This window comes from Streptomyces sp. NPDC048258, from assembly GCF_043201995.1.
In the GTDB taxonomy this organism is placed as follows: Bacteria; Actinomycetota; Actinomycetes; order Streptomycetales; family Streptomycetaceae; genus Streptomyces.
The window spans coordinates 219,426-242,236 of sequence record NZ_JBICZH010000003.1; the positions used below are offsets into that span (position 1 = coordinate 219,426).

Below are 22,811 nucleotides of genomic sequence, written 5' to 3' on the forward strand. Positions count from 1 at the left end.
GTGTCCGCGTTTCGTAAGGTCTTCCGGCCACTTTCTTCGCCCTCCGGTTCCTACGGTGTGGAGGGTGACTCCTTCTGCATGTCGTCCGCCTGTCGCGGACCTCGTACTGCCCTGCCTCGACGAGGCGGAGGCCCTGCCCTGGGTACTGGCGCGGGTGCCGGCCGGGTGGCGGGCGATCGTCGTCGACAACGGCTCCACCGACGGCTCGGCGGACATCGCCCGCTCCCTCGGCGCCACCGTCGTGCACGAGAGCCGCCGCGGCTTCGGCGCCGCCTGCCATGCCGGGCTGCTCGCCGCGCGGGCCGAGTTCGTCTGCTTCTGCGACTGCGACGCCTCCATGGACCCCGGCCTGCTCGCCCCGATGGCCGCCCGGGTCGCGGCCGGCGAGGCGGACCTGCTGCTCGGCCGGCGCCGCCCGCAGGACCGGGGCGCATGGCCCGCGCACGCACGCGCCGGAAACATCGCCCTGGCCCGGATGCTGCGCCGCCGTACCGGCCTGCGGCTGCACGACCTCGGGCCGATGCGGGTGGCCCGCCGTGAGGCGCTGCTCGGCCTGGACCTGACGGACCGGCGCAGCGGCTACCCGCTCCAGATGGTCGTACGGGCCGCCGATGCGGGCTGGCGGGTGGCCGAGACCGACGTCCCCTACCTGCCCCGCTCCGGGAAGTCCAAGGTCACCGGGACCTGGTCGGGCACCTGGCACGCCGTGCGGGACATGCGCCGCGTTCTCACCGAGCCGCCGGACACCCGGACCGCACCGGCCGAGGGAGCCTCCGCATGAGCACCCTCCTCGTCATCGCCAAGGCCCCGGTCGCCGGCCGCGTCAAGACCCGGTTGACCCCGCGGTTCACGCCCGAGCAGGCTGCCGACCTGGCCCGCGCCGCGCTCCGGGACACGCTCGCGGCGATCCTCGCCACCCCTGCCCGGCGCCGTGTCCTGGTCCTCGACGGGCAGGTGGGGCCCTGGCTCCCGGACGGAATCGAGGTCGTCCCGCAGTGCGCGGGCGGGCTCGACGCACGGCTGGCCGCGGCCTTCGCCTTGGCCGACGGACCGGCCCTGCTCATCGGCATGGACACGCCCCAGGTCACCCCCGGCCTCCTGACGCCGGGGCTCGACTTCACCGGGACCGACGCCTGGTTCGGCCCCGCTGACGACGGCGGGTTCTGGGCCCTGGGCCTGGCGGAACCCGACCCGGCCCTGCTGCTCGGCGTACCCATGTCCGTACCGGAGACGGGGAAGGCGCAGCGGCGCCGGCTGACCGACGCGGGACTGGCCGTGCGCGATCTGCCCGAGCTGTGCGACGTGGACACCCCCGCCGACGCGGAACGCGTGGCGGAAGCGGCTCCGCGCACCCGCTTCGCCACCCTGCACTCCGGACTTTGCGCGGCGACCCGATGACCGCCCAGCTCACGGAGCCGACCACGCGCACCTGGCAGGCCGACCCGTACACCGACGCCCTGCGCACCGGGCAGGGCCCGCTGTACCTGCGCCGTCGCGACGGCTGGCTGCTGCCGCTGGAGGTCGAGCGCTGGTGCGCCGAACCCGACGCGGCCGATCACACCGTTCTGAGCCGCTGCACCGGCCCGGTCCTCGACATCGGGTGCGGGCCTGGCCGCCTGGTCGCCGCCCTCGCCGGCCTCGGGTACGCGGCGCTCGGCGTGGACATCACCCCCGAGGCAGTGACCCGTACGGTGCGAGCGGGCGGCAGCGCCCTGTGCCGGTCGGTGTTCGACCCGCTGCCCGGCGAAGGCGGCTGGCGCACGGTCCTGCTCATCGACGGCAACATCGGCATCGGCGGCAACCCCACCGCCATGTTGCGCCGCACCGCCGAGCTCACCGCTCCCGGCGGCTCCCTGCTGGTAGAGGTGGCCGCCTCAGACGTCGACGAACGGGTCGAGGTACACGTCGAGGACGGGAACGGCGGCCGCGGAGAGTCCTTCCGGTGGGCCCGACTGGGCACCCGCGCCCTGTGCACCACCGCGGGGGACGCGGGCTGGACCCCCTCGGGCACCTGGCAGGCGGCGGGCCGGCACTTCGTACGCCTCACCCGCTGACCGCGTACGCGCGGAGAACCGCCGGGGTGGGATCCGCAGCAGTGCGGATCCCACGTCGAACCTCTCCGCGGCGGCGCCCCGATCAGGCTCGGCGGCTCACCCGGCTCACCCGGCGCATCACGGCACGCGCACCGACGTACGCCAAGGTGAGCGATGCGATGGCCGCCATGGCGAGCAGCCAGTTGCGCAGGTAGTCGAGCGGCAGCACGGTGGGGTTGGCCACGCCCGCAGGACGCAGCAGAGGGGGAAGGGCGATCGCGGTAAGGGAGCCCCCGACGATCAAGGCTCCACGCACCACCCCGCGCAGGCGCAGGCCCGTGACAGCAAGGAGGGTGGCGATCGCCATCACGAGGGGCACGATGAACCCGTCGTGCATCACGACCGCTCCCCCGAGCCACCCGGCGATCCGCCACGGCTCCGGCTGCTGGAGCAGCAGCCATCCGCCCCAGGTCGCGCACATCAGCCCGAATCCACCCACCACGTGGCGAAAGCCCATCACACGACCTCCAGTCGGCCGACCCACTTGGTCTGCAGGACACCGGGCCGGTTCGGGGCGATGATCCGCGCCGGGTAGCCATGGTCCGGTGCCAGCGCCTCGCCGTTCAACCGCAGTGCCAACAGCGTGAGCGGGTCCTGAGCGTAGAGACGTCCCATCTCCATCACCCGGTAGGCTCCCGCCGCTTCCAGGGAAACCACCCGGGCCCGCGCACCCGGGCCGCCCCCCGCCCGCTCCAGGAGGTCCCGTACCCGTACCCCGGTCCAGTGAGCGGATTTGCTCCAGCCCTCGACGCAGGCGATGGGCAGGATGACGTCGTGCTGCGGCATCGCGCGCAACTCCTCCAGCGTGAGGGTGTATGGACGCGGCCCGTCCACGGTCAGCCGCCAGTCGGCCAAGGAGGCCTCGGTGACTCGCGCGGCGGCTGCCGTACGGTTCACGGGCAGCCCTTGGACCCCGTGGGCGGGGCTGCGCGGGCCGAACAGCTCCAGCGCACCGAGCGCGGTGACGGACTGTCCGACCGTGGTGAGCGTGACAGCTCCGACCGCGGCTGTGACGCCGAGGAGCAGCTGTCGGCGGTCGGGCCCGTCGGCCTCGGGCAGCGCCAGGGTTCCGGGGGAGCGGCGCGTGAAGTGGTCCCGGATCTTCGGCCACTGGACGGCGAGGTGCAGGAGCAGCGAGCCGAGGAGGAGCCAGGCGACCGCGTAGTGCACGGGAACGAAGTTGAAGGGCCACGGGTACCACTGGAAGGTGTTCAACAGCCCGGTGAACAGCTCGAACAGTGCGGCTGCGACGAGCACGGCCACGGAGGTCCGCTCCAGTGCGTGGCTTACGGAGCGCACCGGAGGCCAGGCGAACAGCCGCGGGTAGACCGCCCACAGCTTCGCGAGCAGCAACGGGATCGCGGCGATCCCGGACGCCACGTGCAGCCCCTGGGCGAGCCGGTAACCCCAGTACGGGCGGCTCGGCAGCGAGTCGGCCAGCCAACCCGGCGGGTGCTGGAGGTAGTGGCTCAGTACACCGGTCGCGAAGCAGACGGCCATGGCCAGGCCAAGCCGGCGGCCGATCGCGGTCGCGGTACGGGCATCGTGCAGGCGCGCCTTGAAGGTGACGGGCGGCCCCGCAGACAGGGTGAATCGCATGGCCCCATCACACCCCCGACGAGGCCCGCCCAGGCTGCCGGAACACCTTACGAATCACGGACGTCCGCGGGGCAGGACCCACGGGATGGCCGATTCCTGGAACGCTTCCGCAGGTGAAGCCCCTCGCCGCCCTCAGCCCTCGCGCCGCGCTCGCGACCACCGCACTCGCCCTCGCCGCGCTCACGACGGTCCTCGCCCTCACCCTCGTGTTCGGTGGCTACTTCAGCGACCCCGTCGGGCTGTTCTGGTGCTACGCGGCCTGCTGGGTGCTCTTCACCGTCGCTCTGCTCGCCCTGCGGCGGGTCCCGGCCCGCCACGTCGCGTGGCTGATCGCCGCGGGGGCCGTCGCCGTCACGGTGACGGGGCTGCTGGGACCGCCGCGGACCAGCACCGACTCCTACCGCTACGCCTGGGACGGCCGGGTCCAGGCCGCCGGCGTCTCCCCGTACGACCACACCCCACAGGACCAGGCGCTCGGCCGGCTGCGCGACCCCTGGCTCTTCCCCACCGGCGCCGCCTGCGAGGGCCCCGACCTCGCGCGGATCCCCCACACCGGCAGCGCGCCCCACTGCACCCGCATCAACAGGCCCGCCGTCCACACCATCTACCCGCCCGTCGCCGAGGCGTACTTCATGGCCGTCGACGGCCTCTCCCCCGCCGGCGCCCGGCACAAGCCGCTCCAGACCGGCGCCGCCCTGATCTCCCTCGGAGTCACGGGCGCACTCCTCCTGATCCTGCGACGGCGCGGCAACGACCTCCACAAGGCCGCGTACTGGGCCTGGTGCCCTGCCGTCCCCCTCGAGGCCGTCAACAACGCCCACGTCGACATCCTGGGCGTGCTCCTCGCGGTGACCGGACTCGGCCTCGTCGCCTCCCGGGCCCTGACCCGGCGGGCGGCGGGCGGCGTGCTGATCGGCGCCGCCATCGCCACGAAGCTGATGCCGGCCGTCGTTCTCCCCGGCGCGCTGTCCGGGGTCCGCCGCGTCCGCGACGCGGCCGCCGTGCTACTGCCCGCCGCGGCCTTCGTCGTACTCGCCTACCTCCCGTACGTCCTCCTCTCGCACGGCTCGGTCTTCGGCTACCTCGGCGGCTACGTGGAGGAAGAGGGCTACGACGACGCCTCGGCCGGATCCCGCTACTCGCTCCTGCGCCTTGTCCTGCCCGACACCTGGGCGTTCCCCGTACTGCTCGCCGTCGTCGCGGGCGTGTCCCTGTACGTGATGTGGCGCGGGGACCCTCGACGTCCCTGGAGCGGCGCCCTCCTGGTCACCGGCTGGTCCTTCGCCCTCCTCACGCCCGGCTACTCCTGGTACACGCTCATCCTGATCGCCCTCGTGGCCTTGGACGGACGCTGGGAATGGCTCGGCATCTCATTCGCGGGCGCGGCCGTGTACGTCCTCGGACCGACGTACGACTACGGGGCGACCCTGAGCAGCCTCGCCTACGGCGCGGCGACCGCCCTCGTCCTCGTGATGACCGTGATTCGGCGGCGTACCGCCAGGGACCAGGCGGCCGTTCCGGCCGTGGCAGCCACCGCACCGGTCGACGAAAGGCGATAAGGCGTCTCGCCTCGCCGCCCTGCGAGTCCGACGTCCATCGCATTGGAGGGCGGCGGCCGTCTCATAAGCACGGACCAAGATCCGGACCACCCACGGACCGGCGAGCCGTCACTCGGCGTCACAGCCCGAGAGGCCGTCGACACCATCGACCACACCCTCACCGGAGCCGAGAAGTCCAGCCACGACACGGGCCGCACGGAGTGGCTGCGACCACCACGCGACCACATCACCAGATCCGCGAGGTTGTGCGCCGACTCCGCTCCTCCGCAGTCCCCGGCTTCAGCGCCACGGCCGACCAGCCACAGACCGGACGTGCGACCACACTGCGTCGCAGCGCGGGTGCCGGACATGGCAGATCAGACCCCGGTCCGTGTCGGGCGGCGGGAGAACCAAACCGCCCGGACAAGGCAGGCGACGGCCGCCGCACTGAACAGGAGACCGGCCGCGGTGGCAGGCCATCACCACACTCGCCGGCGCGTCCAGCATGCGCGGGACAGCATTGAGCGGGGCAAGGGCGTAGAGGCACAGGAGAGCCCACGCGGCTGGAGCGACCGCCGCCCTTGACGGCAGCTTGGGCGGCGACCAGCCGGCGAGTATGGCCACGGGGAAGGGGAGCAGCAGCAGGGTCGCCGTCGCGAGGGCAATGGCGTGGTACGCCGGGTTTCCGTTCATCGGTACCTCTCTGGTGCGAACGCCCACGGTAGACCCCGTGCGCGGGGCCTGTTCATGCCGGAGCCCGGCAACATTGGACGTGCCGGACTGCCGTCACAGAACCGTCAACAAGCCGTAAGGAATGTATAAAGTAGCCCGTGGTGTGCCGGGAAGCCTGGTCGGCGAACAAGGGATAGCTCTCTTCACAGATCGGGTCCTGCCGCCATGGTTCTTGTCGCCGTCTTCGGGGTCGCACTGCTGATCGCCGTGCTGCTGTCCGGGCTCGCCGCCCGTACCGTCCTGTCGACCTCCCTCCTCTTCCTGCTGGGCGGGGCTCTCGTCAGCGCGGATTCCTGGGTCTGATCCACATCACGGCGGACAGCGAGATCGTCTCCGTCACCGCTGATCTGGCCCTGTTTGCCGTGCTGTTCACCGACGGCATGCACGTCTCCTTCCCGAAGCTGCGGCAGAACTGGAAGAACCCGGCCCGCGCGCTGGGGCTGGGCATGCCGCTCGCCATGGCCGGCATGGCGCTGATCACCCACTACCTCGTGGGGCTGGACTGGACGACGTCGTTCCTGGTCGGGGCGGTGCTCGCGCCCACGGACCCGGTGTTCGCCTCGGCGATCGTGGGCCGCCGTGAGGTTCCGGCAAAGCTGCGGCAGTTGCTGAACGTGGAGAGCGGCATCAACGACGGCCTCGCCCTGCCCGTCGTGTTGATCCTCATCGCCGCCGCCGGGCCCGCCTCCGGCCAGGCAAACGCCTCTGTTGCCACGGTCGCCCTGGAACTCGGGCTGGGACTGCTCTTCGGTGTCGCCCTGCCGCTGACGGTCGCCGCTCTGGTGCGACTGCGCCTGCTCGGGGCCGAGCCGAAGCTCCAGTCGCTGCTGCCGCTGGCCACCGGGATCATCCTCTACGGGCTGTGCCACCTCACCCACGCCAACCCCTACCTGGCCGCGTTCTCCGCCGGCGCCGTCCTGGCCTCCGTGTCGCCCGAGGCGAAGACGGTCTTCGAGCTTCTCGGAGAGGCGCTGGCGGAGCTGGCGAAGTTCGCCGCCCTGCTCGTCTTCGGGGCCCTGCTGACGCCGCAGCTGTTCGGAGACCTGGCGGTGGGCGGGTACGTGGCGGTCGTGCTGGCGATCGTGCTGATCCGCCCGGCCTCCCTGCTGGTCTCACTGCTGGGGGCGAGGATCGAACGGCGGGAGAAGCTGGTCGCCGCCTGGTTCGGCCCCAAGGGATTCGCGTCCGTCGTCTACGGACTCCTCGTACTCCAGGCCGGAATCCCCGAGGGCGAGAAGGCGTACACGCTGATCGCCGTCTGCATCGCCTTCTCGATCATCGCCCACTCCAGCACCGACGTACCGATCGCCCGCCTCTTCCACGTCGACGACCTCGCCGGCATCCCGGCCGATGACGACCAGCAGAATCATCCGTCCCTTCCCGCCCCGAGCAGTGCACCCCAGCAGGAGAAGCGCCATGCCCGCCCGTGAACTCGCCGAGCCCTACCCGCACGTGACCACCGACGACGCCGCGGTCGACGCGGTGCGGTTGCTGGCCGAGCAGAACCTGCCCGCGCTCTTGGTCCTCGATACGGACGGCACCCCGTACGCGGTCGTGCCCGGCTCACAGCTGGTGCGGCAGCTCGTACCCGAGTACGTAATGGAGGACCCACTGCTCGCCCGGGTCATCGACGAGCGGCACGCGGAAGCGATGGCAGAGCCCCTGGCGGGCAAGACGGTGGCCGAGTGGCTGCCCCGGCGCGAGTTCCAGCAGCCCTACGTCGGCCCGGACGCGGGGACGATGGAGATCGCGGCCGCCATGGCCCGCACCCACGTCCCCCTCGTCGCGGTCATCGAACGCGACGGCACCCAGGGCCGCCTTCTCGGAGTGGTCTCGGCCGCCTCCCTGATGCGCCACCTGCTGCAGGCGGGCGGGCAGGCGTGAGCGGCTGGCAGAGCTGGGCAGCCATCGCCGTATTCGCGGGCGTCTACGTCCTGATCATCACCGAGTGGATCCACCGCGTCGCCGCCGCCCTTGGCGGCGCCGCCTTGATGCTGGCCATCGGCGCCACCGACGACGTCTCGGCCTTCCACTCGGATGAGACCGGCATCGACTGGAACGTCATCTTCCTGCTGCTCGGCATGATGATGATCGTCGGCGTGCTGAAGCGGACCGGTCTCTTCGAGTACCTGGCGATCTGGTCGGTGAAGAAGGCCAGGGCCAGACCGTTCCGGGTGATGGCCATGCTGGTGGTCATCACCGCGGTGGCCTCCGCGCTGCTGGACAACGTCACCACCGTACTGCTGGTCGCCCCCGTGACGCTCCTGGTCTGCGACCGCATGAAGTTGTCACCCATTCCGTTCCTGCTCGCCGAAGTGTTCGCCTCCAACATCGGCGGCACCGCCACGCTCGTCGGCGACCCGCCCAACATCATCATCGCCAGCCGGGCCGGCCTCACCTTCAACGACTTCCTGGTGCACCTCGCCCCGCTGGCCGCGGTACTGACAGGCGTCTTGGTGCTGCTGTGCCGGCTCATGTTCGCCAAGCACTTCGTCTACGACGAGAAGCGCGCCGCCGACATCATGGAGCTGCGCGAACGCGAGGCGATCAAAGAGCCCCGCCTGCTGATCCAGGGCCTGGGCGTCCTGGCGCTGGTCGTCGCCGGATTCGTCCTGCATCCCGTTCTGCACTGCGAACCCAGCGTCGTCGCCCTCCTCGGCGCCGGCCTGCTCATCGCGATCTCCAAGGTCGAGACCGGCGAGGTGCTGGGCGAGGTGGAATGGCCCACGCTCGCCTTCTTCGCCGGCCTGTTCGTCATGGTCGGCGCCCTCATCGAGACCGGCGTCATCGGCGAGCTCGCCGGCCACCTCGCCGACATCATCGGCGGAGTCCAAGTGGGCGGCACGATGCTGCTGCTGGGCGGCTCCGCCGTGCTCTCCGGGATCGTCGACAACATCCCCTACGTCGCCACCATGGCCCCCGTGACCAGCGAGCTCGTCACCGACATGGGCGGCGACCCGACCACGTCATGTGGTGGGCCCTCGCCCTCGGCGCGGACCTCGGCGGCAACGCAACCGCCATCGGCGCTTCCGCCAACGTCGTCGTCCTCGGCATCGCCGAACGCAACCGCCATCCCATCACCTTCTGGCAGTTCACCAAGTACGGCCTCATCGTCACCGCCGCCACCGTCGCCATCTCCGCCCTCTACCTGTGGCTGCGCTACTTCGCCCTGGCGTAGGAACCGACCAGCCCCTCCCCATCACCCCGTGAGGTGCGCGCTCAGGCCTCCGTGTCGGGCCAGCCCAGCAGGCGGGCGCCGATGACTGCCGTCTGGAGCGTGTAACGGTTCACCGGGTCGGCCGGGTCGGCGCCGGTCAGGCTGTGGATCCGCTCCAGCCGGTAGGTCAGCGCCCGCACGCTCAGCGACAGCCGACGCGCGGCCTCGGTCGCCACGCAGCCGCTGTCGAAGTACGCGGTGAGGGTGTCGATGAAGGACTGGGCGCCTCCACGCCCCTTGCGGAGCGGGCCCAGCACGCTTTCCACCAGGTCGGCCATCGCCTGGCGGTCCCGTGTCAGGACCGGATAGACCAGCAGATCCGCGGCATGCAGCACCGGCGCGTCCAGGCCCATCCGCTCCGCCAGATCAAGCGCGTTGAGCGCCTCCTCGTACGAGTGCACCACGCCGCCGGCGCCGGGATGCGAGCGGCCTATGGCCACCTTCCCGCCATCGGTGGCCGCGTACGCCTGCTTCGCGAAGAACGCCAGGACGTCCGGCTGGTCGCCGGGAGCCACGCAGATCAGCCGCCCGTCCTTCGTGGTCAGAAGGATCTGCCGACCCGCGAACCGGGTCAGCAGCGCCGACTCGATGCCACGGGCCACCGGATACCCGTCCCCGTACGGCTCCGGGCCACTGGCCACGGCCACCGCGTGAGCCTGGGACAAGCGCAGCCCGAAGCGTTCCGCCCGCTCCGCCAGCCGGCCCAAATCGCTGCGCCCGTACAGCAGGTCGTCGATGAACTCCCGGCGCGCTGCCTCCTCCTGGCGGACCGCATGGTGCTGCGAGCGCTCGTACCCCTCGGCAAAGGCGTCCACCGCTTGCTGGACCGCCGCCAACAGCGAAGCCGCCGCCCCGGCCGGCACCGTCGGCAGCACCTCCTGCGCCACTGCCAAGTGGTGCCGGACGAGCCCGCGCAGCGCGAACCCTGCCTCGGCAGCACGCTGCCCCAGCTCCCGGCGGGAGTCCAGCTCGGCACGGTCGAGCCGGCGCCCCGTCGCGCAGGCGCTCACCAGAACGTCGGCATACCCCGCCACATGCTCGTCCAGCGCTGCCCACTGAGCCACGACATTCCCCCGACCATGACGCCGCCACGACGCCCCCCTTGATGCGTGAACCAGGGTGCCACAGGCAGCGAAGGACGCTTCCACCGGCACAAAGAGAGCGTAAAGTCTGCCGGTCAACGGCAATGTGGTTGCCCTGCGGCGGCGGAGAGGATGACGGCACGGGGAGAGACCGCCCGGACACCGCGCCAAGAAAGACCGTGACGGCGTCCGGGTGGTACCGGCTCACTCACCCGGAAGGAATCCCCCGTAGAGAAAAGAGAAACATGAACGCCGCCGCGATCTCCGTCCCTGCCTGGTGGCTCATCGCCACCGCTGCCACAGCACTCTTCCTGATACCCCTCATCTCTTGGATGCCGACGAAACGCCTGAGAACACGGATGCTCTTCGCACCGGGATTCATGGCGGCATTCGCAGCCGCCCGCTACTACGCCGAGAACATGCAGCCCGAACAGGCCCTGTCCATGTATGCGATGGTCATCTTGGCCTTCCCGTTGGGTTTGCTGGGACGTCGCCAGGAACTGGCCCGCATCGCAGCCAGTGAGGAACGCGGCGGACCGGCCGGGGAGAAGCAGTGGTCCGCCCCCATGACGGCCCAGTTCCTCGTCGTCCTCCTGTCCACCATCGGCCTTTGGCTCTGGCTCGTATGGTGACCCGCCCTGGTCGACGCACTGCACCTTGACCCGCCATCCCCAACGCGGACGCGTCAACGCCGGGCCATGCCTCGGCGCGTGATCAGCGTGGAGGACTGTTTTGGGACTACAGCTGCCCGCCCCCAGGAGAATGGACGGCTGCGCCAGCAACAAGCTGTCGGCTAACGACCGAAGAGCGGCCTCTGTGAGGGGCAGCCCTCGGCCGTGCCCTATGTGGTGAGGCGGGAGAAGCCGTCTGTAGCTGCGACGGCGCCAGAGGACGCCGGCCACGCAAGGTGATCAGCCGGTGCCGGCCGGGACCCTTGGAATCCGGCCGGTACCGGCTGCTGCCGCACGGCGAGCCGTTCCGGGGCGGGGCTGGGCGGGGTGAGGCGGGGCCGGTGCATTCTGTCGGCTTATTCGGCATCCCCGAGGCTCGGGTCAGCTGAGCGCGGAGCCCCGGGACCGTCAGGCTGATTACGGGGCCCGTGCATGGGCTGCGCTGTAGTGGAAAGCCGCCAGGTATGGCACCGATCTCACCAAAGTCAGGCCACGGAGACGACCAGGACCGCTATGACACGGGCCGGGACAATACAGACCGGGACAACAGCGAAGGACCGGATGAGCAGGTGGAGGAACGGGCCCCGGACCAGCTCAGCGAGCTGCCCAAAGGGTCCTGGTGGGCGGTGCTTCGCGGCACTCTCAGGGAGTTCAAGGACGACGAGCTCGCCGACCGGGCTGCGGCGCTGACCTACTACGGGGTACTGGCCCTCTTCCCGGCCCTGCTCGTCCTCGTGTCCCTCCTCGGTATCGCCGGCGACTCGGCGACCAAGCAGGTCCTGGACAACCTCCAGAAGCTGACCCCGGGCTCGGCACGTGATGTGATCAGCAGTGCGGTGCAGCAGTTGCAGGGCAATGCCGGTGTCGGCTCGCTCCTGGCGGTCGTGGGCCTGGCTGTCGCGGTGTGGTCCGCCTCCGGGTACGTGGCCGCCTTCATCCGTGCCTCCAACGCCGTCTATGACATGCCCGAGGGCCGACCGGTGTGGAAGGTGCTGCCGCTGCGCCTGGGCCTGACCGTGGCGCTGACGATCCTGGCGTGTGCCAGCGCGCTGATCGTGATCTTCACCGGCGGGCTGGCCCGGCAGGTCGGCACCGCCCTGGGGATCGGTGACAGCGCGCTGACGGTGTGGTCGATCGCCAAGTGGCCGGTCCTGGTCCTCCTCGTCACGATCATGATCGCGCTGTTGTACTGGGCTGCCCCGAACGCCAAGGGCCGCGGTTTCAAGTGGGTGACCCCGGGCAGTTTCCTGGCGCTGCTGATCTGGATGATCGCCTCGGCCGGCTTCGCGTTCTACGTCGCGAACTTCGCCTCCTACAACAAGACGTACGGCACACTCGCCGGGGTGATCGTCTTCCTGGTGTGGCTGTGGATCACCAACATCGCCATCCTTCTGGGGCTGGAGTTCGACGCGGAGATGGCCCGCCAGCGCGCGATCGCCGGTGGCTATCCCAAGGACGAGGAGCCCTACGTCCAGCCACGCGACACCCGTAAGTGGAGTGACGAGGAGCGCCGCCGCATGGAGTGAGCACCGTCTGAACCGCCTGTGCCGGGGAAGCAGCTCAGCATGAGGATTGTGGAGGGCCTGCGCGCGGGCGAGAACCGGCTGACCAAGCACATGGCGTTCTGGGATTCCGTTTGGGCGCGTGGCCTGCTGCCGCCGGTGGAGGATGCTGCCGAGCACACGAAACTGTGGTGGGCGGCGGCCGTCCTCATGGCGGCCGGGGGCGGATGGAGGGGCCGCAGGGCCGCGGGCGCGGGCATCGCGGGCATGGCGATGGCGCAGGTGCTCTCCAACTGGGTCGCGAAGCAGCTCGTCGAGCGCCGACGGCCCCCGAAGGAATGGTTCCCGCACGAAGACGTCGAGGACCGGCCGGACAGTTCCTCCTTTCCCTCCGGGCACACCGCCGCCGCCGTCGCCTTCACCACAGCCGTCGCTCCGACGTGGCCGTGGGCGGGCGCCGCCTGCGCCGTACCGACCGCTCTGGTGGCGATCGAGCGCGTCCACAGCGGCGCCCATTACCCCTCCGACGTCGCGGCAGGAGCAGTGATCGGGGTGGCGGCGGCCGCTGTAGTGCGGGCCGCGCCGCGCCTGCTGCTGCGCCACCTGGAGTGAAGCGCGGGCGGCATGGATGTTCGGCCGGGTAACCGGGTAGGCGCGCCACGGAGAGCAGCCTGGACCTCACAAAGGGAGGAGCAGGCCATGGGGCTCGCTCGCAACCAGCGGCCAGGTCATCGCCCGCCAGCGAGCACTAGGCGAGCCACCATGCCGGCCTGAACGGAATCGACTGCGTCAGACGCGAAGCCGACGCCCCCATCCAGGACACAACCGGAACCACGAGCGACAGCTGACGGCGCGCCGCAGCCCCCCGCAAGGTGATGGCCGCCATCGTGCAGCCATCGAGGAGTACCGGATCCGAGCAGCACGAGGAAGGCAAGGTGAAGACTCGTGAGCAGCGCTGACCGGCACGCCCACGACTCCGATGACTCGGTGGGTGCGCTGGTGACCCGCGCATCCCAGCAGCTCTCGGAGCTGGTGAGAGAAGAGATGCAGCTTGCCCGGGCGGAGATGACCGAGAAGGGCAAGCGGTTCGGGGTCGGCGGCGGCCTCTTCGGCGGGGCCGGCCTGGTCGGTTTCCTGGCCGCCCAGGCCCTGACAGGGGCCGTGATCGCCGCCGTGGCACTGCTGCTCCCGGTGTGGGCTGCGGCCTTGATCGTCGCCGTCGTGCTGGCAGTGGTCGCCGCCGTCATGGCGATGGCCGGGAAGAAGCAGATCGCGAAGGCCGGCCCGCCTACGCCGGAGCAGACCATCGACAGCGTCAAGGCCGACGTGGCCGAGATCAAGGAGAAGACCCAGCGATGACCCAGTCCCCCGGTGAGGAGTCCGCGCCCACCCCCCAAGAGCTGCGCGAGCAGGTCGAGCACACCCGCGAGGAGCTCGGCCAGACCGTTGAGGCGCTGGCGGCCAAGGCCGACGTGAAGGCCCGCGCGCAGGAGCAGGCCGCCGCCGTGAAGGAGCAAGCCGCCGAGAAGGCCGCACACGTTACCGGCCAGATCCGCGACAAGGCGGAGCAGGCCAAGCAGCTACTGAAGGACAAGACGCCCGGCCCTGTCCTCGACCAAGCCGCCCACGCCGCGGCGCAGGTCCGCGACGCCGCCTCCCACGCCGGACAGCTCGCAGCCGACAAGACCCCCGATTCCGTACGGGAGAAGACCGGCCGGCTGGCGGCCACCGCGCGGGCGAAGCGCACCCCGCTGCTCGCCGCAGCCGCCGCGCTCGTCGTCTTCCTGCTCGTACGGCGCAGCAGGAGGCGTCGATGAAGGCATCCAAGATCGCCTACAAGCCGGTCGGTCTGGCTCTGGGCGCAGTCAGTGGAATGCTCGCCGGCGTGGCCTTCAAGCAGGCGTGGAAGATACTCGGGCACGAGGAGGACGCCCCCGACGCCACCGACGAAGACCGTACGTGGCAGGAGATTCTCCTCGCCGCAGCCCTCGAAGGCGCGATCTTCGCCGTCGTCAAGGCCGCCGTCGACCGGGCAGGCGCCACCGCCACCAGACGCCTGACGGGCACCTGGTCCGGCTGACCCAACCGAAACCGCGCCGGTCCCGCCGAAGCAGACCGGCGCCGCCGGCCGCCCCGCATAGCCGCCCGATATGGGAAAACGGCGGCTGCGCATCCAGTACCGCTTGCCCTCACCACCGCCGACCTCCTCGCCGGTGCAGTCACCCCTCGCCAGCCCGCAGAGCAGCCACTGACGTGGGTACTCAGGCACGGAAGTGTCAAGGTCCTCCGGGGTGGGCGCTCCGGAGGTGATGAGGATCCCGAAATTCAACGAGCGCCATCACGGGGGACTGGAAACGGAGCATCAGTCACCTCGCCTGTTGGATGCAACGCGTCAAGGAATTCATGACGCTCGGGCAGGACATTGCCGAGGTCCATCCCGAGGACAAGGTCGCGGAGGCACAGCGGCTACGGCAGCTGGGCCACGTGGTGGCCATGGTTGGCAACGGCGTCAACGACGCGGCCGCACTGGCCAGGCCGACCTCGGCCTGGCCATGGTGCACCGGAAACCGACGCCGCGAGCGCCGCCTCCGATCTCACTCTGGTCCGGGGCGACCTACGGGCCGCCGGCGAGGGGATCCGGCTGGCCCGCCGCACCCTTCGCACGATCAAGGCCAACCTGTTCTGGGCCTTCGCTTACAACGTCGCCGCCCTGCCGCTGGCCGCGCTCGGCGTGCTCAACCCCATGATCGCGGGGGCCGCGATGGCGCCCTCCTCCGTCTTCGTGGTCTCCAACAGCCTGCGGCGCGGCGCTTCCAGCCCCTGCGCCGCTGACCGGGGCAGTCAACGCGGCTCGGCAGCGCTCTCGACACGCCTCCCAGGTTTTGGGCCTTCCAGTTCTGTGATCTGCTGGAGAGGGCAGCTCGCGTCCTTGGGAGGCGTTCCATGCCGCACCTGCGCCTGGCTCCGCCGGCACCTACTCGGCCCGGAGTCCTCTTGCCCGCGCGTGATCTGGCAGTCGCGTGGTTCCTGATGGTGCTGCTGGCCGCCCTGGCGTGGGTGCTCACCATCGGCCAGTCCCGCCACATGGGGATGCAACCCGGCACCATGGGCTTGGCGCTGCCCCTCTTCCTGCTGCTGTGGGTGGTCATGATGGCGGCGATGATGCTGCCCTCGGTGGCACCGGTAGCCATCACGTGGGTACGCGGGATCAGCCGCCGCTCGACCGGCCCTGCCCGCGCCCTGCGGATCGCCGAATTCGTCAGTGGGTATCTCCTGGCCTGGACCGCCTTCGGGCTGCTCGCGTACGGCGCCCTGGCCGCGACTGGCCACCTCGTGGACCGCAACCCCGGGACAGGCCGCTGGATCGGCGCCGCCGCCTTCCTCCTCGCGGCAGCTCAGCAGTTCGGGCCCCTGAAGCGGGTCTGCCTGCGGCACTGCCGCAACCCGATGTTCCAGCTGCTCCAGTACTCGCGTTACCGGCCCTGGGCGAAGGACCTGCGGGTCGGGGCGCACCACGGGCTCTACTGCGTCGGCTGCTGCTGGGGACTGATGATCGTCCTGATCCCGCTCGGCCTCATGAACGTGGCCGCGATGGCAGGACTGGCGGCCGTGATCTTCCTGGAGAAACTCTGGCGGCAGGGCCCCTGGCTGACCTGGGCCGTCGGCTTCGCGTTCCTCGTCCTGGCCGTACTCGCCCCGTTCCAGGACTGGCTGCTGCCCGGCCTGGAGACATCCGCTCCACCCATGGACCAGATGACCGGCTGGGCAGGATGAACGGTCGCCGTGGGCCGTGCGGGAAGAGCCCTGTGCGGCGGTCATCCTCCCGCGTTCCAACGAAACCGGTTGTTGCTCGCCTGACTCAACCCCGTCCGGTGGGCGCACCCTCGGGCTGTTCGCTGGAGAAGGCGTAGTCGGACACCTCGCCATACGCACCATCGAACGACAGTCCGAAGGCATTCGAACTACCTGTGGTGCGGCCCAGCGTGAACTCCGGAGAGAACCCGAACATCGCGTTCTTCATCGTCGTGGGCCCTCCATCGGGCCCCCTGAGAGGCTCGAATTCGAGCTCGGTCTTCCCGCCGACGCTGAGTCGGGGCTGCTCTCCGTCGGACAGGGAGACGCTCGCCCGCTCCACGCCCAGATTCTCGCCGTAGAACTGCGAGAGCTCGCCGAACGCACCACCTTCGCTCCCGGACACGATGCGTGCCACCGCGTCCGTCTGTTCGTCAGTGGCTCCCTCGTCGATGACCAGGCCGACCTTCCAGTTGCCGGAGGTCAGGTTGGAGGGGAAGTGGTTGTAGAGGACGAAGTCCACCCCGGACAGGTTCACATCGTCCAAGCGCCCTTCTTCCACATGGAAGGCGGCGCACCCGAGGCATTCCTCACGCCCCTGCGGGTCGTGCGGCTTCGCATCGACGGCGCAGCCGCACACCACCGCACATGAGCAACCAGCCAAGTAGTTGCCGGAAATACTCCACGTCATGACTGCTCCCGATCGCTTGATAGTTGCCGTCGTCCGATAGCGCGGACGACGCCGGCATCGAGAGCGGCGGGTGGGGAGCGCGCGGCCGGCGGAGCAAACACACTGGAGATCAGAGACGCGCGTCTGCCCCCGGCAACGGCCGTACGAGACGCCCCGCTGTCCTTCCGTGCGACGCAAGTCTCCATGATCGACCGGCTCCACGGGCAGATGTCCAGCCCCCGGGAGTTCCTCTCCTTCAAGGCTAGGCGTGCACTCCGAGAGAGTACAGACACCGCACGCCTTGACCGGTGTCGCCCCGATGGCCGCGCTCGCGGGCAGCCCGGCTTTTGCCCACGTGGCAGCGGGAGGAGAATTGATGACGACCCGTGCCACCGAGCGCCTGTGTTGACGTCCTGCGGGGCATCGCCGACGGTGATTCCCGCCCGTGCGGGCCACGAGGAGGCGACGAGATGTCTGAGACGACAGCGGCTGTTCCGAGATGGCACGCGGCCGGTGACTGGTTCGATACGTGCAGGTGCAATGTCCCCTGCCCCTGCTCGTTCGCCCAGCTGCCCACCTACGGTGAATGCGACGGGGTCCTGGCCTGGCACATACGCGAGGGTAACTACGGTGATGTACCGCTGGACGGCCTCAATGTACTGATGCTCGGCTCCTTCGTCGGCAATGTGTGGGCCGAGCACACCGACTCCTACGCGGCAGTATTCCTCGACGAGCGAGCCGACGACGCACAGCGTGAAGCCCTGCAGATGATCTTCGGCGGCCAGGCCGGCAGCTGGCCGGCCGAAATGGTGAGCATGATGGACGCCGAGATGCGGGGCATGGACTTCGCCCCTATCGAGATCGAGGTCGACGAGGACCTCGGCGGCTGGCGAGCCACGATCCCCGGCCGCGTCGAGGCGACCGCCGTGGCGCTCACCGGGCCGACAACTCCGGAGGGTGCGCGGGTCCAGTCGACCAACCTGCCGGGTTCGGAGACCGGGCCGGGCCAGGTCGCGACCTGGGGCCGCTCCACGGCGGACCGCGCCGACGCCTTCGGCTTCCACTGGAGCCGGGAGGGCCAGTCCAGCAAGCACATCACCTTCGACTGGACAGGCCCTGACTAAGGTCAGCCGTTCCGCAGAAGCCACAGTGGTGGTCACCGCAGGTGCCCCGAGTCGCTCCTCAGACGGTGATGCCGACCGTGGACGACCCGCGATGCTGAGGCCATGGAGATCGAGATCCTCGTCGTACCCGACTGTCCGCACAGCGAGCCCGCGGCCGAGCTGCTGCGGCAGGCGCTTGACGACGTCGGCCTGCACGGCGCCACGGTCACCACGCGTGTGGTCACTGGCCAGGGCGAGGCCGAAGAGCGCGGCTTCACCGGGTCCCCGACCTTCCTGATCGACGGACGCGACCCGTTCGCCGAGGCCGGTCGCCCGGCGGGGCTGGCGTGCCGGGTGTACCAGACACCGGCTGGCCTTTCGGGTCTCCCCGGCCTCGGCCAGCTACGCCAGGCGCTGACTGGCCGCCTCCACGACCAGGACCTGGCCGACGCGCAGCGGCGCCACTGGCAGAACACCTACTTCGCCCACCCGGGCATGTACGGCGAGCAGCCCTCCACCCCCGCAGTCCACGCCGCAGCCGTCCTCGGCGCGGCCGGAGCCAACGATGTGCTGGAGCTGGGGTCCGGGCATGGCCGCGACGCCCTGTACTTCGCCCGTGAGGGCTTCACCGTCCAGGCCACCGACTTCAGCAGCGCCGGACTCCAGCAGCTACAGGAAGCCGCCCGCATCCAGGGCGTCGCAGATCGAGTCAGCACCGCCGTGCACGGCACCCCGCACGGCGACGACATCTACGAACACGGCGGCTTCGCCGTGCACTTCTTCTCGCGCGACCTGGTCGAAGCGCTGTCCGACGGCTGGACCCTGAACGAAGTCCATGGCTTCGAGGAAGGCGAACTGCCGCGCCGATTGTGGCGCGTCACCCAGACCCGACCCCTTTGACCCAGTTCCCGGGCAGTTCGGACGTGCGTACAACCGCATTCCCAAGCTGAGGGCGCGGGTTCGATTTCCGTCATCCGCCTTCGATAGAGGCCCAGTTCTGCAACCTATCGGTGAGATCAGGTGCAGCAGTCCCATCTGGACGGCAGTCGCACCCACCTGCCTCACTCCTCGGCGCAGCAGCCGGGTCGGGAGCGCAACAGTCCTTGCCCCGCCATGCATCCCGGCCTTCCTTGATCGTGACAGCGGCGATGACCAGCGCGGCGGCCGGGTCGGCCCAGGACCAGCCGAGGGTGGCATTGAGTACCAGACCAACCAGGACGACTCCGGAGAGATAGGTACACAGCAGGGTTTGTTTGGAGTCGGCGACCGCGCTGGCTGAGCCGAGTTCGCGACCGGCCCGGCGTTAGGCGGCGGACAGGAACGGCATGATGCCCCTGCCTGCCCATCGTTCGGGTTCCCGTGCAAACTTCACCCAGGACGAAGTCCGCGAACTCCCCGGCAGTCGTCACGTCCACGTGCGCTGGCCGATTTTCGCGGCCTCCTCGTGCCGCCACTGGCTATCGCTGCCCCGGATCAGTCGATCCGTCCGCCATGGCAGCCACACTCTGGCACCCACCGCGGCGAGGGCGACGGCTCCTGCGACGTACGGGGCGTATCGAACGTGGTGGCGCCACTGTGACGACGGCCTCGCCATCAGGTTCGGCCCGGAGCCGGCGCTTCCGTCCTCCGCCCAAGCGGACCAAGATCCGGAGCAATTGCGGACCAAGCTGCGACACTCCGGCGATCGACATACGTTTTGCCTTTTCAGCGGGGGTGCTGACCGTGTACCACCAGCAGACGAACAACCTGCTGGGTCCCCCGCGGACGGCCACTCTACGGAAGCCACCCTTGGCGCACAGACAAGGGAAGAGAGCTGGTCGCAGGAGGCGCATGGGTCGTGGTGGTCGCAGGTGGTCGCACGAGACTGGAGGTGTCGGCCCTTCCTCCACCTCCTGGAGGCGGTCCCCATGCGTACCACCACCGACCGCGGCCGCATCTCCGCCGGTGCGGCTGCCGCGACACCCTGCGTCACCAGCTCGGAGCGCACTGCCCACAGCTGCTCACCGACAGTGACCACGGGACGTGGACGTTCGCGGTCGACGTCCCGGCACCGCGCCACCGTCGGACGACCGTCCGCCGTGGCGGATTCGGCAGCCACGACGCGGCCGAGGAGGCGCTGCGGAGGTTCCTGGAGGGCGAGGCCGGCGGGTTCAACGCCGACCCAAACCAGAGCGTCGACGCCTACCTGAGTACGTGGCTGGCCGCCAAGGCGCTCGTGCTCAAGCCGACCACCATCGCGCGATACCGGGACTACGTCCACAACGATCTCGCGCCCGCCTTCGGCACCCTCAAGCTGGACGAGCTCGGGCACCGGCGCATCGCCGCGTTCGTCATCAGCGAGCTCGCCGCCGGCCGCGGCCGGACCACCCTCTACCGGTGCCTGGCCACCCTCTCCAGCGCCCTCGGTGACGCGGTCCGCCAGCATCGCCTCGCCCACAACCCCGCCAGTCCCCCGGCTCTTCACCGTCCGCCGTCGCCCGAGCGGCGGATCTGGACCACGGACGAGGCCGTCCGCTTCCTCCAGCACTGCCATCAGGCAGACCCGGAGATGGCCGACCTGTTCGAGTTCCTCATCGGCACCGGCATGCGTAAAGGAGAGGCCCTGGGGCTTCACTGGGACGACGTCCACCTGGCCGAGCGTGTCCTCTATGTACGTTGCACGCTCTCCGCGGTCGACAACAACCACCTCGTCATCACCAGCCCGAAGACCCGTACCAGCAGGAACTGGGTCGCCATCTCACCTCGCGTCGCCACCGCACTCCAACACCGGTCCCAATCAAGGGCCTACTCCCGCGCCGATCCAGGCGATCCGTTCGCCGGACTCGTGTTCTGCAGACCCGACGGTGGGCCACTCAGGCCCCACGCCGTTCTCGACCGGCTCCGGCAGCTGTCCCAAGAAGCCGGTGTGCCGAGGGTGACCGTTCACGACCTGCGGCACCTGGCCGCCACCATCACCATCACCGCTGGCGTCCCGCTCACCGTGGTCTCCAAGACGCTGCGGCACTCCACCCTGTCGACCACCGCGAACATCTACAGCCACCTCACCCAGCAGGCCGCCCGCGAAGCCGTCGACACCATCGACCACACCCTCACCCGGGCCCAGAAACGCGAAACCGACGGACCTGGTCGGAACGGCTGCGACCACCACGCGACCACATCCAGCACCTCCGCGAAGCCCTCCATCGGCTCCGCTCCCCCGCCCCGCCCGCGTTCAGCACCATGGCGGACCAGCCCCGAACCGGGCATGCGACCACACTGCGACCACCAGGACTCCGGGCATGGAAAAGGCCGTCCTCTCAAATACGAGAGAACGGCCTCCGACCTGCATAAAGCAAAGTCGGGACGACAGGATTTGAACCTGCGACCCCTTGACCCCCAGATCGATGGGCCGGAGAAAAAATCCTGACATACAGCACAATCTCAGGGCGCACAGCGTGCACATCCGTACATGCTGTGCGCTCATCGACGTGGGCGTTGGTCCCCAACTGGTCCCCAAGGGGCACCACATGACCCTCTGGCCCGCCAGACCTCGATTGAGGGCGAGACCCGGCTGGACGACGTGGGAATCGATGCTCGCATCATGCCCTCTTGACTCACGGAGCTGATGTCGCGTCACTCCGTCCCCACACTGCGAGGCACGCGGCCACACCGGAGACCACCGCGAGCAGCCCGAAGAGCTGGGGGTAGCCGCCGAGAGGGCCCGCCAGGGCGGCGCCGGCCCAGGGGGCGAGGGCGGCGGCGATGTGGGCTGGGGCGCCGAGGAGTCCGGAGAGGCGGCCGTAGTGGGTGGTGCCCCACCGGTCGGTGACGGCGGTGGCCTGCAGGAGGGTGAGGTTGCCGCGGACGACTCCTGCCAGTACCGCGAGGATGACCAGCATAGGCAGCGGACCTGGGATGAGGGCGAGCGCTGCGGTGGTGGCGCCGCCGAGGGCGATGAGGGTGACCGTGCGGGCGGTGACCGTGGTGCGGGCGGCCAGGCCCGCGTAGAGGGTGCGGCCGAGGGTCTGGCCCGCGCCGCCGAGTCCCAGGGCCCAGGCAGCTGTTGTGGTGCCGGCGCCGCGCTCGGTGAGGAGCGGGATCAGGCCGATGACGACGGCGTACATGGCGAAGCTGGAGAAGGTGAAGGCCGCCGCCAGGACTACGAAGGGGCGGGTCTTGGCGACCGGGGTCCGGTCGGTGGTGGGCGGGGCCGGAGGCGCCGAGGGCCAGGGGGCTCGCAGGGCCAATGCGTGGGCCGGAATGGTGATCGCGGCCAGGATGATGGCCAGGACGGCATAGGTCTGCCGCCAACTGAGGTGCTCCGCAAGCGTGGCGGTGAGCGGTGCGAAGACCGTGGAGGCCAGGCCGCCGGCGAGGGTAACGATGGTCAGCGCCCGGACCCGGTCGGGTCCCCACCAGCGGGTGATGGCAGCGAAGGCGGGCGGGTAGAAGGTGGCCGCCATCGCGATTCCGGCCAGGATCCAGCCTAGGAAGAAGACGGGCAGGTTGGGAGCGGCGGCGATGGCCAGGACGGCGAGTACGCCGATGACGGATCCGGCGGTCATCACCGCTCGGGGACCTCGGCGGTCGAGTATCCGACCGACAGGGATTCCGACCAAGGCGGAGACGAGCAAGGCGAGGGAGAACGCGCCAGTGGTGGCGTTGCCGGACCAGCCGGTGTCGGCCGTCAGGCGCGGGTTGAGGACGGGGAAGGCGTAGTAGACGATGCCCCAGCTGGTGACCTGGGTCAGGCACAGGGCGGGCAGGGCGGCGCGTGGCCGCGGCCGGACCCCCGTTCCGGTCACGGCCACGCCGGCCTGGGTGTTGGGCACG

The 22,811-nt window shown here is 70.1% G+C and carries 20 protein-coding genes and 4 pseudogenes; 18 read left to right on the forward strand and 6 right to left on the reverse strand.

Going from position 1 to position 22,811, the window contains the following annotated elements; all coding sequences use genetic code 11:
* Window positions 1-64 precede the first annotated feature (64 nt).
* Genes ACGFYQ_RS08345 through ACGFYQ_RS08355 form a run of 3 tightly spaced genes read left to right on the forward strand, consistent with a single transcriptional unit; the run spans window position 65 to window position 2,054 of the window.
* Window positions 65-781 (forward strand): glycosyltransferase family 2 protein, encoded by a 717-nt coding sequence (locus ACGFYQ_RS08345; protein WP_362044505.1) that lies wholly within the window; start codon window positions 65-67, stop codon window positions 779-781.
* Window positions 778-1,398 (forward strand): DUF2064 domain-containing protein, encoded by a 621-nt coding sequence (locus ACGFYQ_RS08350; protein WP_393741293.1) that lies wholly within the window; start codon window positions 778-780, stop codon window positions 1,396-1,398. The genes ACGFYQ_RS08345 and ACGFYQ_RS08350 overlap by 4 nt, the downstream gene beginning before the upstream one ends.
* Window positions 1,395-2,054: a methyltransferase domain-containing protein gene (locus ACGFYQ_RS08355; protein WP_393741295.1), complete on the forward strand. Its 660-nt coding sequence runs from the start codon at window positions 1,395-1,397 to the stop codon at window positions 2,052-2,054. Before ACGFYQ_RS08350 ends, ACGFYQ_RS08355 begins: the two co-directional genes overlap by 4 nt.
* A gap of 82 nt (window positions 2,055-2,136) precedes the next feature.
* On the opposite strand, the gene ACGFYQ_RS08360 is transcribed toward ACGFYQ_RS08355, so the two are convergent.
* Together ACGFYQ_RS08360 and ACGFYQ_RS08365 are read right to left on the reverse strand one after the other, a co-directional pair.
* Window positions 2,137-2,550: a hypothetical protein gene (locus ACGFYQ_RS08360; protein ID WP_393741297.1), complete on the reverse strand. Its 414-nt coding sequence runs from the start codon at window positions 2,548-2,550 to the stop codon at window positions 2,137-2,139.
* On the reverse strand, window positions 2,550-3,692 hold the full coding sequence (locus ACGFYQ_RS08365) for a molybdopterin-dependent oxidoreductase (RefSeq protein ID WP_393741299.1): 1,143 nt from the start codon (window positions 3,690-3,692) through the stop codon (window positions 2,550-2,552). Before ACGFYQ_RS08365 ends, ACGFYQ_RS08360 begins: the two co-directional genes overlap by 1 nt.
* Window positions 3,693-3,805: 113 nt before the next feature.
* Between ACGFYQ_RS08365 and ACGFYQ_RS08370 the strand changes: the two genes are divergently transcribed.
* The 4 genes and pseudogenes from ACGFYQ_RS08370 (at window position 3,806) to ACGFYQ_RS08385 (ending at window position 9,140) form a co-directional block, all read left to right on the forward strand.
* A complete protein-coding gene (locus ACGFYQ_RS08370; RefSeq protein ID WP_393741301.1) occupies window positions 3,806-5,251 on the forward strand; it encodes a glycosyltransferase 87 family protein in 1,446 nt (481 codons plus the stop codon).
* Between the two features lie 876 nt (window positions 5,252-6,127).
* Window positions 6,128-7,392 (forward strand): annotated as a pseudogene (locus ACGFYQ_RS08375) (cation:proton antiporter).
* Window positions 7,379-7,846: a CBS domain-containing protein gene (locus ACGFYQ_RS08380; RefSeq protein WP_393741303.1), complete on the forward strand. Its 468-nt coding sequence runs from the start codon at window positions 7,379-7,381 to the stop codon at window positions 7,844-7,846. The pseudogene ACGFYQ_RS08375 and the gene ACGFYQ_RS08380 overlap by 14 nt, the downstream one beginning before the upstream one ends.
* Window positions 7,843-9,140 (forward strand): annotated as a pseudogene (locus ACGFYQ_RS08385) (SLC13 family permease). Before ACGFYQ_RS08380 ends, ACGFYQ_RS08385 begins: the two are co-directional and overlap by 4 nt.
* Window positions 9,141-9,181: 41 nt before the next feature.
* Here ACGFYQ_RS08385 and ACGFYQ_RS08390 read toward each other — a convergent pair.
* Window positions 9,182-10,243, reverse strand: a complete 1,062-nt coding sequence (locus ACGFYQ_RS08390; RefSeq protein WP_393741305.1) for a PucR family transcriptional regulator — start codon at window positions 10,241-10,243, stop codon at window positions 9,182-9,184.
* A gap of 263 nt (window positions 10,244-10,506) precedes the next feature.
* Here ACGFYQ_RS08390 and ACGFYQ_RS08395 point away from each other — a divergent pair, with 263 nt between their 5' ends.
* From ACGFYQ_RS08395 to ACGFYQ_RS08430, 8 genes and pseudogenes are all read left to right on the forward strand, one after another.
* Entirely contained in the window at window positions 10,507-10,893 is a 387-nt protein-coding gene (locus ACGFYQ_RS08395) for a hypothetical protein (RefSeq protein ID WP_393741307.1), read from the forward strand.
* Window positions 10,894-11,396: 503 nt separating this feature from the next.
* Window positions 11,397-12,458: a YihY/virulence factor BrkB family protein gene (locus tag ACGFYQ_RS08400; RefSeq protein ID WP_393741309.1), complete on the forward strand. Its 1,062-nt coding sequence runs from the start codon at window positions 11,397-11,399 to the stop codon at window positions 12,456-12,458.
* 39 nt (window positions 12,459-12,497) lie between these two features.
* Window positions 12,498-13,046 carry a phosphatase PAP2 family protein gene (locus ACGFYQ_RS08405; RefSeq protein ID WP_393741311.1) on the forward strand — a complete coding sequence of 183 codons (549 nt, stop codon included), beginning with the start codon at window positions 12,498-12,500 and terminating at the stop codon, window positions 13,044-13,046.
* A 333-nt stretch (window positions 13,047-13,379) separates the two neighbouring features.
* Entirely contained in the window at window positions 13,380-13,793 is a 414-nt protein-coding gene (locus ACGFYQ_RS08410; RefSeq protein ID WP_393741313.1) for a phage holin family protein, read from the forward strand.
* Entirely contained in the window at window positions 13,790-14,251 is a 462-nt protein-coding gene (locus ACGFYQ_RS08415; protein WP_393741315.1) for a DUF3618 domain-containing protein, read from the forward strand. The genes ACGFYQ_RS08410 and ACGFYQ_RS08415 overlap by 4 nt, the downstream gene beginning before the upstream one ends.
* A complete protein-coding gene (locus tag ACGFYQ_RS08420) occupies window positions 14,248-14,514 on the forward strand; it encodes a DUF4235 domain-containing protein (protein ID WP_393741317.1) in 267 nt (88 codons plus the stop codon). Before ACGFYQ_RS08415 ends, ACGFYQ_RS08420 begins: the two co-directional genes overlap by 4 nt.
* Before the next feature lie 341 nt (window positions 14,515-14,855).
* Window positions 14,856-15,237: pseudogene (locus ACGFYQ_RS08425) on the forward strand (HAD-IC family P-type ATPase); the annotation flags it as partial.
* A 140-nt stretch (window positions 15,238-15,377) separates the two neighbouring features.
* Window positions 15,378-16,208 carry a DUF2182 domain-containing protein gene (locus tag ACGFYQ_RS08430; RefSeq protein WP_393741319.1) on the forward strand — a complete coding sequence of 277 codons (831 nt, stop codon included), beginning with the start codon at window positions 15,378-15,380 and terminating at the stop codon, window positions 16,206-16,208.
* 85 nt (window positions 16,209-16,293) lie between these two features.
* Here the strand turns inward: ACGFYQ_RS08430 and ACGFYQ_RS08435 are convergent, their stop codons facing one another.
* Complete coding sequence (locus ACGFYQ_RS08435; RefSeq protein WP_215019009.1) at window positions 16,294-16,917, reverse strand: DUF1326 domain-containing protein; 624 nt, start codon at window positions 16,915-16,917, stop codon at window positions 16,294-16,296.
* 449 nt (window positions 16,918-17,366) lie between these two features.
* On the opposite strand from ACGFYQ_RS08435, the gene ACGFYQ_RS08440 reads away from it, so the two are divergent.
* Together ACGFYQ_RS08440 and ACGFYQ_RS08445 are read left to right on the forward strand one after the other, a co-directional pair.
* Window positions 17,367-18,020: a DUF1326 domain-containing protein gene (locus ACGFYQ_RS08440; RefSeq protein ID WP_393741321.1), complete on the forward strand. Its 654-nt coding sequence runs from the start codon at window positions 17,367-17,369 to the stop codon at window positions 18,018-18,020.
* 102 nt (window positions 18,021-18,122) lie between these two features.
* Window positions 18,123-18,899, forward strand: a complete 777-nt coding sequence (locus ACGFYQ_RS08445) for an SAM-dependent methyltransferase (protein WP_393741323.1) — start codon at window positions 18,123-18,125, stop codon at window positions 18,897-18,899.
* A 116-nt stretch (window positions 18,900-19,015) separates the two neighbouring features.
* On the opposite strand, the pseudogene ACGFYQ_RS08450 reads toward ACGFYQ_RS08445, so the two are convergent.
* Window positions 19,016-19,329: pseudogene (locus ACGFYQ_RS08450) on the reverse strand (cation transporter); the annotation flags it as partial.
* 540 nt (window positions 19,330-19,869) lie between these two features.
* On the opposite strand from ACGFYQ_RS08450, the gene xerC reads away from it, so the two are divergent.
* Window positions 19,870-21,405, forward strand: coding sequence for a tyrosine recombinase XerC (gene xerC / locus ACGFYQ_RS08455; RefSeq protein ID WP_393741325.1), 1,536 nt, complete (start codon window positions 19,870-19,872; stop codon window positions 21,403-21,405).
* 187 nt (window positions 21,406-21,592) lie between these two features.
* Here the strand turns inward: xerC and ACGFYQ_RS08460 are convergent, their stop codons facing one another.
* Window positions 21,593-22,810, reverse strand: coding sequence for an MFS transporter (locus ACGFYQ_RS08460; RefSeq protein ID WP_393741327.1), 1,218 nt, complete (start codon window positions 22,808-22,810; stop codon window positions 21,593-21,595).
* Between the last annotated feature and the right edge of the window lies 1 nt (window position 22,811).

Excerpts from the sequence above, each read along its gene's own strand:
- ACGFYQ_RS08350 (WP_393741293.1), top strand. The coding sequence starts at position 778 with ATGAGCACCCTCCTCGTCATCGCCAAGGCCCCGGTCGCCGGCCGCGTC.
- ACGFYQ_RS08355 (WP_393741295.1), top strand. The coding sequence starts at position 1,395 with ATGACCGCCCAGCTCACGGAGCCGACCACGCGCACCTGGCAGGCCGAC.
- ACGFYQ_RS08360 (WP_393741297.1), bottom strand. The coding sequence starts at position 2,550 with ATGGGCTTTCGCCACGTGGTGGGTGGATTCGGGCTGATGTGCGCGACC.
- ACGFYQ_RS08365 (WP_393741299.1), bottom strand. The coding sequence starts at position 3,692 with ATGCGATTCACCCTGTCTGCGGGGCCGCCCGTCACCTTCAAGGCGCGC.
- ACGFYQ_RS08380 (WP_393741303.1), top strand. The coding sequence starts at position 7,379 with ATGCCCGCCCGTGAACTCGCCGAGCCCTACCCGCACGTGACCACCGAC.
- ACGFYQ_RS08395 (WP_393741307.1), top strand. The coding sequence starts at position 10,507 with ATGAACGCCGCCGCGATCTCCGTCCCTGCCTGGTGGCTCATCGCCACC.
- ACGFYQ_RS08400 (WP_393741309.1), top strand. The coding sequence starts at position 11,397 with ATGGCACCGATCTCACCAAAGTCAGGCCACGGAGACGACCAGGACCGC.
- ACGFYQ_RS08405 (WP_393741311.1), top strand. The coding sequence starts at position 12,498 with ATGAGGATTGTGGAGGGCCTGCGCGCGGGCGAGAACCGGCTGACCAAG.
- ACGFYQ_RS08415 (WP_393741315.1), top strand. The coding sequence starts at position 13,790 with ATGACCCAGTCCCCCGGTGAGGAGTCCGCGCCCACCCCCCAAGAGCTG.
- ACGFYQ_RS08420 (WP_393741317.1), top strand. The coding sequence starts at position 14,248 with ATGAAGGCATCCAAGATCGCCTACAAGCCGGTCGGTCTGGCTCTGGGC.
- ACGFYQ_RS08430 (WP_393741319.1), top strand. The coding sequence starts at position 15,378 with ATGCCGCACCTGCGCCTGGCTCCGCCGGCACCTACTCGGCCCGGAGTC.
- ACGFYQ_RS08435 (WP_215019009.1), bottom strand. The coding sequence starts at position 16,917 with ATGACGTGGAGTATTTCCGGCAACTACTTGGCTGGTTGCTCATGTGCG.
- ACGFYQ_RS08440 (WP_393741321.1), top strand. The coding sequence starts at position 17,367 with ATGTCTGAGACGACAGCGGCTGTTCCGAGATGGCACGCGGCCGGTGAC.
- ACGFYQ_RS08445 (WP_393741323.1), top strand. The coding sequence starts at position 18,123 with ATGGAGATCGAGATCCTCGTCGTACCCGACTGTCCGCACAGCGAGCCC.